This is a genomic window from Pantoea sp. ANP04 (genome assembly GCF_041982285.1).
In the GTDB taxonomy this organism is placed as follows: Bacteria; Pseudomonadota; Gammaproteobacteria; order Enterobacterales; family Enterobacteriaceae; genus Pantoea; species Pantoea eucalypti.
In genome coordinates, this window is sequence record NZ_JAUTYS010000013.1 from 19,634 (window position 1) to 32,657 (window position 13,024).

The 13,024-nt window shown below is 56.1% G+C and carries 12 protein-coding genes; 9 read left to right on the forward strand and 3 right to left on the reverse strand.

The window, feature by feature from the left end:
* Position 1 precedes the first annotated feature (1 nt).
* From dgcA to Q7C21_RS17145, 8 genes are all read left to right on the forward strand, one after another.
* Positions 2-967: an N-acetyl-D-Glu racemase DgcA gene (gene dgcA / locus Q7C21_RS17110; protein ID WP_375150960.1), complete on the forward strand. Its 966-nt coding sequence runs from the start codon at positions 2-4 to the stop codon at positions 965-967.
* A 15-nt stretch (positions 968-982) separates the two neighbouring features.
* The gene (locus Q7C21_RS17115) at positions 983-2,845 is read left to right on the forward strand and encodes a dipeptide ABC transporter ATP-binding protein (protein ID WP_375150961.1); all 1,863 of its coding nucleotides are present in this window, start codon (positions 983-985) and stop codon (positions 2,843-2,845) included.
* Between the two features lie 25 nt (positions 2,846-2,870).
* Positions 2,871-4,412: a glutathione ABC transporter substrate-binding protein gene (locus tag Q7C21_RS17120; RefSeq protein WP_375150962.1), complete on the forward strand. Its 1,542-nt coding sequence runs from the start codon at positions 2,871-2,873 to the stop codon at positions 4,410-4,412.
* Between the two features lie 79 nt (positions 4,413-4,491).
* Positions 4,492-5,424, forward strand: coding sequence for an ABC transporter permease (locus Q7C21_RS17125; RefSeq protein ID WP_003850806.1), 933 nt, complete (start codon positions 4,492-4,494; stop codon positions 5,422-5,424).
* Positions 5,421-6,305 (forward strand): ABC transporter permease subunit, encoded by an 885-nt coding sequence (locus Q7C21_RS17130; protein ID WP_140033503.1) that lies wholly within the window; start codon positions 5,421-5,423, stop codon positions 6,303-6,305. The genes Q7C21_RS17125 and Q7C21_RS17130 overlap by 4 nt, the downstream gene beginning before the upstream one ends.
* A gap of 2 nt (positions 6,306-6,307) precedes the next feature.
* On the forward strand, positions 6,308-7,351 hold the full coding sequence (locus Q7C21_RS17135) for a P1 family peptidase (RefSeq protein ID WP_375150963.1): 1,044 nt from the start codon (positions 6,308-6,310) through the stop codon (positions 7,349-7,351).
* Positions 7,348-8,169, forward strand: coding sequence for a M55 family metallopeptidase (locus Q7C21_RS17140; RefSeq protein ID WP_039660403.1), 822 nt, complete (start codon positions 7,348-7,350; stop codon positions 8,167-8,169). The genes Q7C21_RS17135 and Q7C21_RS17140 overlap by 4 nt, the downstream gene beginning before the upstream one ends.
* Positions 8,170-8,301: 132 nt before the next feature.
* Complete coding sequence (locus tag Q7C21_RS17145) at positions 8,302-9,210, forward strand: LysR family transcriptional regulator (protein WP_140033501.1); 909 nt, start codon at positions 8,302-8,304, stop codon at positions 9,208-9,210.
* A gap of 246 nt (positions 9,211-9,456) precedes the next feature.
* Here the strand turns inward: Q7C21_RS17145 and ychF are convergent, their stop codons facing one another.
* Together ychF and pth are read right to left on the reverse strand one after the other, a co-directional pair.
* Positions 9,457-10,548 carry a redox-regulated ATPase YchF gene (gene ychF / locus Q7C21_RS17150; RefSeq protein WP_003850816.1) on the reverse strand — a complete coding sequence of 364 codons (1,092 nt, stop codon included), beginning with the start codon at positions 10,546-10,548 and terminating at the stop codon, positions 9,457-9,459.
* Between the two features lie 108 nt (positions 10,549-10,656).
* A complete protein-coding gene (gene pth / locus Q7C21_RS17155; protein ID WP_003850818.1) occupies positions 10,657-11,244 on the reverse strand; it encodes an aminoacyl-tRNA hydrolase in 588 nt (195 codons plus the stop codon).
* A 255-nt stretch (positions 11,245-11,499) separates the two neighbouring features.
* On the opposite strand from pth, the gene ychH reads away from it, so the two are divergent.
* Positions 11,500-11,775 (forward strand): stress-induced protein YchH, encoded by a 276-nt coding sequence (ychH, locus tag Q7C21_RS17160; RefSeq protein ID WP_008926152.1) that lies wholly within the window; start codon positions 11,500-11,502, stop codon positions 11,773-11,775.
* On the opposite strand, the gene Q7C21_RS17165 is transcribed toward ychH, so the two are convergent.
* Positions 11,772-12,923, reverse strand: coding sequence for a GGDEF domain-containing protein (locus tag Q7C21_RS17165; RefSeq protein ID WP_003850823.1), 1,152 nt, complete (start codon positions 12,921-12,923; stop codon positions 11,772-11,774). The genes ychH and Q7C21_RS17165 overlap by 4 nt on opposite strands.
* Between the last annotated feature and the right edge of the window lie 101 nt (positions 12,924-13,024).

A 13,024-nucleotide genomic window follows, 5' to 3' on the forward strand; every position in this document is an offset into this window, starting at 1 on the left:
AATGCGACAGTTGCAGATTGAGGTGGTGGAGCTGCCGCTGGCGCGACCCTTTGCTATCGCACGCGGTACCCGAACCGCCGTGACGGTCATCCGGGTCACACTGGAGCAGGAGGGTTTCATCGGGCAGGGCGAATGTACCCCGACGGCGCGTTACGATGAGTCGCCGGATAGCGTTCAGGCCATGCTCGAAGCCGTTCGTACTGAGGTAGAGTCGGGCCTGAGCCGTCATGATCTGCAACAGCGTTTACCCGCCGGTTCTGCGCGCAACGTGCTGGACTGTGCGCTGTGGCGACTTGATGCCGCCCGGGCGAATCAGACGCTGTGGCAAATGAGTGCGTGCTCTCAGCCTGAGTCAGTCATTACGGCAGAAACCCTTAGCCTGGATACGCAGGAAAATATGGCTCTCGCAGCGGCGGATGCCGTGTCACGAGGCGCCATCCTGCTCAAAATTAAGCTCGACCGCAGTGAGATTCTGGAGAAGGTGGCGGCGATTCGTGCAGCGGCACCGCATGCCACGCTCATTATCGACGCCAATGAAGCCTGGTCGGGGCTGGAACTGGAAAGCCTGCTGGTGGCACTGAAGGCCTTCAATATTGCGATGGTCGAGCAACCCCTTCCCACCGGACAGGATCATGACCTGCAACGCTTTAAGCATCCCATACCAGTCTGTGCCGATGAGAGTTGTCATACGCGGGCGGATATTGCCGGATTACGCGATCGTTACGAAATGATCAATATCAAGCTGGATAAGTGCGGTGGCCTGACGGAAGCGCTGGCGATGGCGGATGAAGCCCGGACGCTGAATATGCGCATCATGGTCGGTTGCATGCTGGGCTCGTCACTGGCCATGGATGCAGCATTGCCCGTCGCGGTTAACGCAGAGTTCGTGGATCTGGATGGCCCCATCTGGCTTGCCGCCGACAGTTCTCCTTTTTTGAGCTACTCCGAAGGCCGCATCTGGCTATAACTCTGCGAGGCGACGATGACGGACACACAACGTACTTCTCCTGCAACCCGCGCTGCCTTGCCATCCCCCGTGCTGGCGATTCAGGATCTCAGCGTCTCGTTTCATGGACGCAGCGGTGAAAATCAGGCGCTCAAAGGCATCAGTTTTGCCATTCATCCCGGTGAAATTGTCGCTGTAGTGGGCGAAAGCGGCTCCGGTAAATCGGTCACGTCGCTGGCTGTGATGGGCCTGCTGGCAAATAACGGCCGAATCGATCGCGGCAGTATGCAGTTTTGCGACCGGAGCGGAAACGTGCATGCGTTAGAAACGCTGGATGACGCTCAGCGCCGCACACTGCGTGGCCGTGAAATGGCGATGATCTTTCAGGAGCCCATGACGTCGCTGAATCCGGTGCTGCGCGTTGATGACCAGCTTATGGAGGCATTACGCGATCACCATCTGTGTGACAAAAAGCAGGCCCATGCGCGCGTGCGTGAACTGCTGCGACAGGTGCGAATCGCCGATGTGGATCGCGTCATGAAAAGCTATCCGCACTCGCTGTCAGGCGGCATGCGGCAGCGTGTGATGATTGCGCAGGCCCTTGCCTGTGACCCGCAACTCCTGATTGCTGATGAGCCGACCACTGCGCTGGATGTCACCGTTCAGGCGCGCATTCTCCATATTCTGCGTGACCTGCAACGCGAGAAACAGATGGCGGTGCTGTTTATCACCCATGATATGGGCGTGGTAGCGGAAATCGCCGATCGCGTGGTGGTCATGCTGCGTGGCGAAGTGGTCGAGCAGGGAACCGTATCTGAGATTTTTGCCGCCCCGAAGCACGCTTATACCCAGGCGTTACTGGCGGCAGTGCCAAAACTCGGCGATATGCGGGAACACACGTGGCCGCAACGCTTTCCTCTGCCGGGTGCGGGCGAGGCTGTGCAAAGCGAACAGCAAACCGCTCGCTATGATGTCGCGCCGCTGCTGGATGTGCGCGGCCTGAAAGTCTATTACCCGATCCGCAGCGGCATCTTTTCAAGCCTTACGCATCATGTGCATGCAGTGGAACAGATTGATTTCAGTCTGTGGCCCGGTGAAACCCTGGCCATCGTGGGTGAAAGCGGCTGCGGCAAATCGACCACCGGACGGGCGCTGATGCGCCTCATCAACAGTGAAGCTGAAAGCATTCATTTTGAAGGAAAGGAAATCTCTGACCTGAAAGAGGCCGCGTTCCAGCCGCTGCGCCGTGAAATCCAGATGGTGTTTCAGGATCCTTATGCCTCACTGAATCCCCGCCTGACAGTGGGTTTTACCATTGCCGAGCCATTGCTATTACATGGCATGGTCTCTTCACTTGAACAGGCTTCCCCACAGATTGATGCGCTGCTGAAGAGCGTCGGTCTCCTGCCAGAGCATGCGCGTCGTTATTCGCACGAATTTTCGGGTGGTCAGCGTCAGCGTATTGCCATTGCCCGCGCTATGGCGCTGAAACCGAAAGTCATTATTGCGGATGAGGCGGTATCGGCGCTGGATGTCTCAATTCAGGCACAGGTGGTCAATCTGATGATGGACCTGCAGCAGCAAACGGGCGTGGCATGGATTTTCATCTCTCACGATATGGCGGTCGTGGAGCGTATTGCGAATCGCGTCGCGGTGATGTACCTCGGCCAGATTGTGGAGCTTGGACCACGTCAGTCGGTCTTTAATCAGCCGCAACATCCCTATACCCAACGTCTGCTGGCTTCCGTGCCAGTCGCCGATCCAGAGAACCGTCAGCCCCGTCTTTTCGATGACAGCGAAATTCCCTCGCCGCTGCGTAAGGTGGGTGAAACGGTCACTAAACCCCGTTATCGCCAGGTTGCGCCCCAGCATTGGGTCGCTGACGGCATTGCATTGTAATTATCCTCAACGACCAGGAGAATCTATGAAAACGCTGTTTCGCCGTACTTCGCTAACCCTCGCATTGACGACGACGCTGGTCATGACTGCGCAGGCACAGGATCTGCGCATTTCAATGTATGCCGATATCACGGGGCTGGATCCACATGACACCTCAGATAATGTCAGCTACTCGGTGCAGAGCGGCATCTTTGAGCGGTTGTTCCAGTTTGATCCCGCGATGAAGCTGCAGCCCTGGCTGGCGACCGGTTATACCTCTAATGACAGTGCCACCGAATTTACGCTGACGCTGCGCAAAGGTGTCACTTTCCAGGACGGTACCCCGTTTGATGCCGATGCGGTCAAAGCAAACCTTGATCGTCTGGCAGATCAGAAAAAAGGGCTGAAGCGTAATAGCCTCTACAAAATGATCGATAAGGTCACGGTAATGGCACCCGACCAGGTAAAAATCGATCTGAATCAGTCGTTCGGGGCCTTTATCAACACGCTGGCGCATCCTTCGGCGGTGATGTGGAGTCCATCCATTCTTAAGCAATACCCGGACGAAGCGCAGTTGCGACTGCATCCGGTCGGCACCGGTCCGTTTAAATTTGTTAACTGGACACCGGGCAAAGCGGTCACGCTGGTGAAGTATGACGGTTACTGGCAGAAGGGATGGCCTAAAGTTGACCATGTCATCTTCTCGCCGAGTCCGGAAGATGCGACACGCGTCGCCGCATTAAAATCGGGGCAGGTGGATGCCATCTGGCCACTGCCTTCAGACCTGATCGCCGCCGTGAAACAGGACAGCCATCTCTCCATTCAGCGCGATCCGAGCATTTATCTCTATTACATGGCGATCAACACGCAGCACAAGCCGCTGGCGGATGTTCGGGTGCGTCAGGCCATCAACTATGCGATTGACCGTAATCTGTGGCTGAAAGTGGCCTTTGCCGGTCTGGGTAAACCTGCCACATCCGCTATACCGGAAGGCGTACAGTTCTACCAGAAACAAACCGATCCTGAGTACAGTTATGCGCCGGATAAGGCCAAAGCCTTGCTGAAAGCGGCGGGCTATCCGAATGGTCTGGATCTTAAGCTCTGGGTGACCAATGCCACGGCCAGCGTCCGTGCCGCTCAGGTGCTGAAAGCGCAACTGGCCACGGCAGGCATTCGGGCCACGGTGACGCCGATGGATTCCGGCACGCGCAACGCTAAGTTGTGGGGTGTACAGGACCCGAAAAAGGCCGAGTTTGACCTCTATTATGGTGGCTGGTCGACCTCAACAGGCGATGCCGACTGGGCGCTGCGTCCGCTGTTTGCCACCGAATCCTGGGTGCCGACCTCCTATAACGTCTCCTACTTCAGTAATCCTGACGCAGACAAAGCGATTGCAGCCGGGCTGGCGACGGCCGATCCGGCAAAGCGCGGCATTGCCTATGCACAGGCGCAAAAGGTCTTGTGGAAAGAAGCGCCGGTGGCGTTCCTTGGTACGCCAGACAACCTGGTGGGCAAGCGTAGCACCCTGAGCGGCGTTTCAATGCTGCCTGATGGCAATTTCCTGTTCACTCAGGCGTCCTTTAAATAAGACGGTTCTTCTCTCGTCACCCCTCCCGAAAGGGGCGGAGACGTGAGGAGGCCAGTCACACCTCATTTCAGGGAATGGCATGTTTGCATACATCATTCGCCGATTACTGGAGATGATCCCGGTTTTGCTGGTGGTCTCGTTGCTGGTATTCGGTTTTATCAAGCTCATGCCGGGCGACCCGGCGCGCGCTTATGCCGGACCGGATGCGCCCATCGAGGCCATCGAGGCGGCGCGTCAGCATCTCGGGCTTAACGATCCGCTGCCGCAACAGTATCTCCACTGGATCGGCAGCCTGTTGCAGGGCGATCTGGGCACCACCTATCGCACTCAGCAACCGGTGCGGGAGGTGATCCGACAGGGCTTTATGCCGACGCTGTGGCTGGCTTTAGCGGGTTTTACCTGGTCGGTTATTCTCGGGTTGTTATTCGGCGTGATGGCGGCCCTGAAACGGGGAAGATGGCAGGACTGGACGCTGATGAGCGTGGCGGTAGGCGGTATTTCGATGCCCGCCTTCTGGCTGGGGCTGTTGCTTATTCAGTTCGTCGCGATGCCTTTTGGGCTGTTTTCGGTCAGCGGTTTCAACCAGGCCAGCGATATTGTCCTGCCCGCTATCACGCTGGGTTCGTCGGTTGCGGCGGTCATGGCGCGCTTTACCCGTTCGGCCTTTCTTGAGGTGGCGCAGGAAGATTACGTGCGCACCGCCAAAGCCAAAGGACTGCGTAACCGGCTGGTAACGTGGAAGCATGTGATGCGCAATGCGCTCATTCCGGTGATTACCATGCTGGGTCTGCAGTTCGGTTTTCTGCTGGGTGGCTCCATCGTCGTCGAGAGTGTTTTCAACTGGCCAGGGTTAGGCTGGTTATTGATTGAGTCGATCAAAGCGCAGGATCAGCCGGTGATTCAGGCACTCGTGATGCTGTTCGTGTTTGAATTTATTGTGATTAATCTGCTGGTCGATCTGCTTTACGCGGTGGTCAATCCGGCCATTCGTCTGCGACAGGAGCCGAAATGAGTAGTCAATCGCTGACTGACAACCCGCCTCAGATCATTCGTTCGCCGTGGCGTGATTTCCTGCATGCCTTCGTGCGTAACCCTCTGGCACTGGTCTCAGGCGGCTTTGTGCTGCTGTTGATTGTGGTGGCGATCTTTGCGCCCTGGCTGGCGCCCTGGGATCCTATGGCCCCGGACTGGATGGCGTTATCGTCACCGCCAACGGCGGCACACTGGATGGGGACCGATGAACTGGGGCGCGACCTGCTTAGTCGCATTATCTATGGCGCGCGTATTTCGCTCTATATCGGCGTGCTGTCGGTGACGATCGGCATGCTGGTCGGGGTCATGTTCGGGTTACTGGCGGGCTATTACGGCGGTTGGGTTGATATGTTGATCATGCGCGGTGCCGACGTCTTATTCGCGTTTCCCGGCATGTTGCTGGCCATTGCGGTGGTGGCGCTGCTGGGGACGGGCCTTAACAATGTCATTATCGCGGTCGCGGTATTCAGCGTGCCGGTATTTGCCCGCATCGTGCGGGCATCGACGCTCTCTCTGAAGCAGGCTGCCTATGTTGAAGCCGTACGCTGTGCCGGTGCGCCAGACCGCGTGATTATTCTGCGGCATATTCTGCCCGGCACGCTCTCCAGCGTAATTGTCTATTTTACCATGCGCATTGGTACCAGTATTCTGACTGCGGCGGGCCTGAGTTTTATCGGACTGGGTCCGGAGCCAGACGTGCCGGAATGGGGCAATATTCTGGCGATGAGCCGCAGCATGATGATGGCCGGATCCTGGCACATGAGCGTATTTCCAGGGCTGGCGATTTTTATCACCGTGCTGGCATTCAATCTGCTTGGCGACGCGTTGCGCGATACACTCGATCCCAAACTCAAAGGCTGACGATGGATTACCAACAACTACAGCGCGATCTGCTGCTTGATCGCTGGCGTAACCTGCGTCAGCTTGGGCAGCCACGAAGCGCCTGCGGACCCACTAATCGCATCAGCGATGTTGCGGGCGTGCGTGTCGGACATTACACGCTGAATGAAGGCGAAAAGCAGACTGGCGTCACCGCTATCCTGCCGCCGGGCGATAATCTGTTTCTCACACCGCTGCCGTGTGGGGCTGAGGTGCTGAACGGCTTTGCGAAACCCGTCGGACTGGTTCAGATAGAGGAACTTGGCGTGCTTCAGACGCCGATTCTGCTCAGTAACACGCTGGCGGTTGGCACGCTGTTTACCGCGCTGGTGCGCGATGCCATCCGTCATAACCCGGAACTGGGCCGGACGTTGCCCACGGTGAATCCACTGGTGCTGGAGTGCAACGATGGCTGGCTGAATGATATCCAGGCGCTGGCAATCAGTGAGGATATGGCTAAGGCGGCGCTGCAGACGGCCTCCGCAGACTTCGCGCGTGGCAGCGTCGGCGCGGGACGCGGGATGAGCTGTTTCAGTCTGAAAGGGGGCATCGGAACCGCCTCACGGGTAATTCCTTCACTCAACGCCACGCTTGGCGTGCTGGTATTGGCCAATTTCGGTGCGCTGGAGGCACTCACACTGGATGGCGTCCGGGCGGGCGAGATGATTGCGCCGCTGCTCGCCGGAGAGGCGCCGCAGCGTGATGCCGGCTCTGTCATCATCATCATGGCAACAGATGCCCCGCTGGACACACGGCAGCTAAAGCGCATCGCGAAGCGAGCCGGTGCCGGTCTTGGAAGGCTGGGCAGTTACTGGGGACACGGCTCGGGCGATATTGCCGTGGCGTTTTCCACGCAACCGCTGCCACTGCCGCCACAGGACGACACGCTGGAGCCGCTGTTTGCTGCCGCAGCGGATGCAACGGAACAGGCTGTACTCGATGCCTTGTTGAGCGCAGAGGCTGTTACTGGCTTTCGCGGTCATCATCGTCCCTCACTGACGCAGATTCTGGATAAATTAACCTCATGAAAATTTTTATCTCGGCCGACATTGAAGGTATCGCGGGGGTCATGCGCCCGGAGCAATGTTCACCCGGCCACCCGGAGCATCAGATCGCCCGTGGTCTGATGGAGCAGGAAGTGAATGCCGCGATTGCGGGTGCGTTTGCGGGTGGGGCAACCGAAGTGGTGGTTGCAGACAGCCATGCTCAGATGACCAATTTGCGTGCGGAAAATATCGATCCCCGCGCCCGACTGGTGCAGGGCAAACCCCGCTGCCTGTCGATGGTGGAGGGGATAGAACAGCAGACGTTCGACGGGCTGTTTCTGGTGGGATTTCACAGCGCAGCAGGTGAATCTGGCGTACTGGCGCATACCATTAACGGTCGGGCATTCTGGCGTATCCATATTAATGATCTGGTGATGGGCGAAACCGATATTTATGCGGCTGCCGCTGCTGAACAGGGCACGCCATTGCTGCTGGTCACGGGTGACGATCAGTTACAGAGCTGGATAGCGGAATATTACCCAGCGGTCGATTACGTCTGTGTAAAGCGCGCCATTTCGCATACCTGCGCGGAATCGGTCAGTCCGCAGGCGGCACAGCATGCGATCGCTGCCGCGGCAAGTGCCGCACTGCAACATCTCCATCAGGTGAGCACAACCCGCCTGACGGCACCTTACACGATGCGGCTTCAGGCCACTAAACCTGTACTGGCCGATCTGTTCAGTCTTATCCCCGGCGTCACGCGCCTTGATGCCGTTACCGTGGCGTATCAGGCGGAGAAAATGGAAACGTTGATCAGCTTACTCAGTGCATTCTCCTATCTGGCGAGTACGCAGTCGTAGCAACTTTATGCCGGGGCTGCACTGGTTTTGCGGTACAGTTTTTGCAGCAGGATAATGATTGCTCTCACTCTCCGCCGGTACAGCTGGTTGAAGAGGCCTCCGTGTCCGGTATTCCATCCAGGGTAAATCATCATGCGGCTCCGCCATATAGAAGTCTTTCAGGCCATCGTACAGACCGGCAGCATCAGCGCAGCGGCGCGCCTGCTGAATGTGTCGCAGCCGAATATCAGCCGTGTGCTGAATCACGCTGAACAGCAGCTGGGATTTGCGCTGTTTGAGCGACGGCTACAGGGAATGAGTGTGACGGCAGAAGGGCGACGTCTGCTGCCTGAAATAGAGGATCTCTGCCAGCGCCTGCAATCCATTACCCAGCTCACCGAACAGCTAAGGCGTGGCGAAGGGCAACTCGTTCGCGTTGGCGCCGCTCACGCGTTTGGTCAGATGGTGATGGCTCCCGCGCTGGTCACCTGGCGGCAACAGATGGCCTCGGTCAGTGTGGAACTGGTCACCGAGCACTTCAGTACCTTATGCCAGATGATTCTGGATAATCAGCTCGATTTCGCGCTGGTCTTTGGTCAGCAGGTCGATGCGGATCTTCTGGCCGAGCCTCTGTTTCAGTCCTCCATGGTGGCGCTGCTACCGCTCACTCATCACTGGCATGAACCCGTTACGCTGGAGTGGTTGTGCAACAATAATTTACTGATGATGCAGGCGCAGGATCCGCTTGGACGCGTACTTCACCGTGCGCTGCGCGATAAGAAACTGAACCCCGCCGTGTCATTGTCGATTAAAACCTATTCGGTCATTGCAGATATGGTGCTGGCAGGCGGCGGCACGGGCGTCGTGGATCTCTTCACCGCCTGCCGCTATGCCGAACAGTTAAAGCTGCTGCCCATAGCACAACCTCTGCCGTTTGAAGTGATGCTGATCAGCCGCCGTGACCAGCCGCAGTCGCAGTCCACTCTGCAACTTAAGCAGGTCATCCGTAACAGGCTGTGGGAGATCGCCCGGCAGTGTGAGGCGCAGTTTATCCGTGGCTGAACAGGTGCCGTTTCAGGTGAAGAGAAGGGGAAGAGGGTGCGCTCAGGTAGCTTTAGATTCTTTTGGCGGGTTTTGCAGAAGAAGGAGAGGAGCTAAAGCAGTAAACTTTTAAGTCATGATTCCAGCGTTGCGGGAATCTGCTGACAGACACTACTGTGAGAGCGTTAAAAAGAAAAACCCACGCCATTGCGTGGGTCTTAGCGAGTCTGTCAGGTTTTATGGGGTTGCTTAAACCGCATGAAAAAATCAGACGTTAAACAGGAAGTTCATCACATCGCCATCTTTCACGATGTACTCTTTACCTTCTGAACGCATCTTGCCGGCTTCTTTCGCACCTTGCTCGCCTTTATAGGCGATAAAGTCTTCAAACGCGATGGTCTGGGCGCGGATAAAACCTTTCTCAAAGTCGGTATGGATTTTACCGGCTGCCTGTGGGGCTGTTGCGCCAACCGGGATGGTCCATGCACGCACTTCTTTCACGCCAGCGGTGAAGTAGGTCTGCAGGTTAAGCAACGAGTAACCGGCGCGGATCACGCGGTTCAGGCCCGGTTCTTCCAGTCCCAGTTCGGCCATGAACTCGTCACGGTCTTCATCTTCCAGCTCAGCAATGTCAGACTCAACAGCGGCACACACAGGCACCACCACAGAACCTTCTGCTTCGGCGATAGCGCGCACCTGATCCAGGTACGGGTTGTTCTCGAAACCATCTTCATTGACGTTAGCAATGTACATGGTGGGTTTCAGGGTCAGGAAGCTCAGATAGCGGATGGCCGCTTTGTCGTCTGCATCCAGATCCAGTGAACGCAGCATGCCTGCTTCAGAAAGATGCGGCAGGCATTTTTCCAGTGCAGCCAGCTCGGCTTTGGCATCTTTGTCGCCGCCTTTGGCTTTCTTCTGCACACGCTGAATCGCACGTTCACAGGTCTCAAGATCGGACAGGGCCAGTTCGGTGTTGATCACATCAATATCTTCAGCCGGGTTCACTTTACCCGCCACGTGGATGATGTTGTCGTTTTCAAAGCAGCGCACCACGTGGCCGATCGCTTCGGTTTCGCGGATGTTGGTCAGGAACTGGTTGCCCAGGCCTTCACCTTTTGACGCGCCTTTCACCAGGCCCGCGATATCGACGAATTCCATGGTAGTCGGCACCACGCGCTGTGGCTTAACAATCTCAGAAAGCTGGTCGAGACGCAGGTCAGGCATTGGCACCACACCGGTGTTTGGCTCAATGGTGCAGAAAGGGAAGTTAGCCGCTTCGATGCCCGCTTTAGTCAGCGCGTTGAACAGAGTGGATTTACCGACGTTCGGCAGGCCCACGATACCGCATTTGAATCCCATGGTTTGATACCCTTTATAACTGGATGGACAGCACGTCAGGCGACGGACTGTCGGAGACGAATAGAAAAATTTCGCGCATTATACACGGAATCACGACGATTCGGGCGTTTAAGCAGGCTTGAAGGCGTGCAGCCGGTTCATCGCCTTGATGCGATCCTCTTTCAGCCACAGTTCGGTGCAGCGCACCGCTTCATCAATGGCATCATCAATCAGCTTCTGCTCACTGGCAGGCGGCTTGCCCAGTACAAATCCGGTTACCTTATTGCGATCGCCGGGATGCCCGATGCCGATGCGGAGCCGATGAAAATTGTTGTTGTTGCCCAGTTTGCTGATGATGTCTTTCAGACCGTTGTGACCGCCATGGCCGCCGCCCTGCTTGAATTTCGCCACGCCGGGTGGCAGATCAAGTTCATCGTGTGCCACCAGAATCTCTTCCGGCGCGATGCGATAAAAGGTCGCCATCGCAGCAACCGCTTTACCGCTCAGGTTCATAAAGGTGGTCGGCACCAGCAGGCGCACATCCTCTCCGGCGATCATCAGGCGGGCGGTGTAGCCGTAGAATTTGCCTTCCTCTTTCAATGACTGATTGTGGCGCTCAGCCAGTAAATCAAGATACCAGGCACCCGCATTGTGGCGCGTGGCGGCATATTCAGCGCCCGGATTGGCAAGGCCCACAATCAGTTTAATGCTGCTCACAATGATTATCCTGCTGTTATTGCGAAAGGGCGTTAGTTTACTTCGCCACAGCCAGGATGACAAAGCACAAGCGCCTAAATGGTTCAGTGAAGTGATTAATCATTTTCTATCTAAATCAACAGGCTGGACTCAGGGCCAGGGAATGCTTTATGACTGATGTGTGATCCAGTCCGCAACGTAATCTTTACCCATTGCCTAAACTTATGGCACTTAACATTGTGTGCGGTCATTTTCTCATAAGGATGGGGGTGCAGCATGAAATACCAACACTGCCGTGTAGCAGGTAACAGCTTGATGGTACTGGGATTAGTGACAATGGTGCTGGGCGTCGGCTTCTCAATTATTAATCAGCTCCCCTCACTTGATCTGCCACAACTTCTGGCTCAGGGGGCGATTTTAGGCATCTTTATTGGTGCGCTGCTATGGCTGGTGGGCGCCGGTCTGAGTGGTCGTGAAAAGGTAGAAGATCGTTATTACTGGCTGCGTCACTATGACAAACGCTGCCGCAGATCGCACAACTCACATCATTAAGTGAGTGCAGCCGGGACCGGATGCTGCGCAGTGCAGTTCCGGCCACTGGCTTTCGCGTGATAAAGCGCCGCATCTGCCAGTGCCAGTAAATCCTCAAAGCCCTGATGCGGTTGGGTCAGCGTTGCGAATCCAATGCTGACTGAATAGGTAATCTCATTGGGCTGTGACTTACAAACCGCCAGTCGTGTCGCTTCACACCAGGCTTCCGTCTCCTTTGCTCCGGCCGGGATTATCGCCGCAAACTCCTCTCCACCCAGCCTTGCAAAGCGCCCGTCAGCAGGCATCAGCTCTCTGACAATGCCGCAAAAGTGGATCAAAATCTGGTCACCCTGCTGATGCCCATACCGATCATTAATGCTCTTGAAGTGATCAAGATCGAACAGGATTGCACTATAAGGCCGGTTCTGACGGCGGCAATGCGCCACAATTTTTTCTGCTTCGTTAAATAAAGCACGGCGATTCCAGGCGCTGGTCAGCGGATCGTGCAGGGAAGTGTGTTTCAACACGCTCTGCATCCGCTCATTCACCATGGCCAGAATGGTAAATGTCAGGCCAATGACAAACAGAATGGACTCCAGAATCACGTAAACCGAGAAGTCCGATCCGCCAATGGCACCATGCCTGGTACTGGCAATGGCGCTATCCAGAAAAATGCGCGCCAGATGAAACAGCAGGTGAATCCACAGCAGCAACTGTGCAGGCCAGAAAGTCGATTTTAGCGAGTCACGAGCCAGCCAGACCAGTTGAATAAATGCTGCGGTATAGGCCATACAGGCGATACACAGCACAAATACTCGCCTGGGCAAGCTGTAATAGAAGGCCGGAAAGCAGCAGAGGAGTGCCCAGAGCAGCGCGCCCAGCAGCCAGTGGGTACCGATGGGTTTGCCACTCAAGCGCCGCAACGCATTTAACAATCCGCCATAAGCCAGCATCACTAAAACATTGCCCACCGCAATCGGCAGAAAATGCAGACCACTGCTGCGCAGGCTACTTAAGAACACGGAAATCAGGGTAAATATCAGCGACAGGCAGGTGAAGCCCAGAACGCGGTCATACTGCGATCCAATCCAGGCAAAGACCATGATGATGCTCAGAAACCCCAGTACATAAAGCTCGCAAATAAATAAGGTATAGATATCGAGGTTCATGAGGGCCGGGTTCTTATTAAAATTGCGTTGCAAATTACCACTTAACGGCATCGGGCAGAAGCGGGGAACGCAGCGTTTTACTAAAAGAGTGAGTGGCGTTG

Coding starts and splice junctions, on each gene's coding strand:
- Q7C21_RS17125 (WP_003850806.1), top strand. CDS start 4,492: ATGTTTGCATACATCATTCGCCGATTACTGGAGATGATCCCGGTTTTG.
- dgcA (WP_375150960.1), top strand. CDS start 2: ATGCGACAGTTGCAGATTGAGGTGGTGGAGCTGCCGCTGGCGCGACCC.
- Q7C21_RS17135 (WP_375150963.1), top strand. CDS start 6,308: ATGGATTACCAACAACTACAGCGCGATCTGCTGCTTGATCGCTGGCGT.
- Q7C21_RS17115 (WP_375150961.1), top strand. CDS start 983: ATGACGGACACACAACGTACTTCTCCTGCAACCCGCGCTGCCTTGCCA.
- Q7C21_RS17130 (WP_140033503.1), top strand. CDS start 5,421: ATGAGTAGTCAATCGCTGACTGACAACCCGCCTCAGATCATTCGTTCG.
- ychF (WP_003850816.1), bottom strand. CDS start 10,548: ATGGGATTCAAATGCGGTATCGTGGGCCTGCCGAACGTCGGTAAATCC.
- Q7C21_RS17140 (WP_039660403.1), top strand. CDS start 7,348: ATGAAAATTTTTATCTCGGCCGACATTGAAGGTATCGCGGGGGTCATG.
- ychH (WP_008926152.1), top strand. CDS start 11,500: ATGAAATACCAACACTGCCGTGTAGCAGGTAACAGCTTGATGGTACTG.
- Q7C21_RS17145 (WP_140033501.1), top strand. CDS start 8,302: ATGCGGCTCCGCCATATAGAAGTCTTTCAGGCCATCGTACAGACCGGC.
- Q7C21_RS17120 (WP_375150962.1), top strand. CDS start 2,871: ATGAAAACGCTGTTTCGCCGTACTTCGCTAACCCTCGCATTGACGACG.
- Q7C21_RS17165 (WP_003850823.1), bottom strand. CDS start 12,923: ATGAACCTCGATATCTATACCTTATTTATTTGCGAGCTTTATGTACTG.